Consider the following 614-nt stretch of genomic DNA (forward strand, 5'->3'; position numbering starts at 1 on the left):
GGTTAGATCGAAAGATTTAAACATTATAAAGATTGAACTGAAGAGTTTGATCCTGGCTCAGATTGAACGCTGGCGGTATGCTTAACACATGCAAGTCGAACGGCAGCACGAGGAGAGTTTACTCTCTTCGGTGGCGAGTGGCGGACGGGTGAGTAATGCATAGGAATCTACCTTTTAGTCTAGGATAACTACCCGAAAGGGTGGCTAATACTGGATGTGGACTACGGTTTAAAGCAGGGGACCTTCGGGCCTTGCGCTAAGAGATGAGCCTATGTGGGATTAGCTAGTTGGTGAGGTAACGGCTCACCAAGGCGACGATCTCTAGCTGGTTTGAGAGGATGATCAGCCACACTGGGACTGAGACACGGCCCAGACTCCTACGGGAGGCAGCAGTGGGGAATATTGCACAATGGGCGAAAGCCTGATCCAGCAATACCGCGTGTGTGAAGAAGGCCCTAGGGTTGTAAAGCACTTTTGTTAGGGAGAACGGGTTTTGTAATTAATACCTACAGAATCTGATGTTACCTAAAGAATAAGCACCGGCTAACTCCGTGCCAGCAGCCGCGGTAATACGGAGGGTGAAAGCGTTAATCGGAATTACTGGGCGTAAAGGG

At 49.5% G+C, this 614-nt stretch carries 1 rRNA gene; it reads left to right on the forward strand.

The window, feature by feature from the left end:
* Positions 1-34: 34 nt before the first annotated feature.
* Positions 35-614 (forward strand): 16S ribosomal RNA (locus tag FK268_RS25990); the annotation flags it as partial.

Source organism: Tsukamurella sputi (assembly GCF_007858445.1).
Classification (GTDB): Bacteria; Actinomycetota; Actinomycetes; order Mycobacteriales; family Mycobacteriaceae; genus Tsukamurella; species Tsukamurella sputi.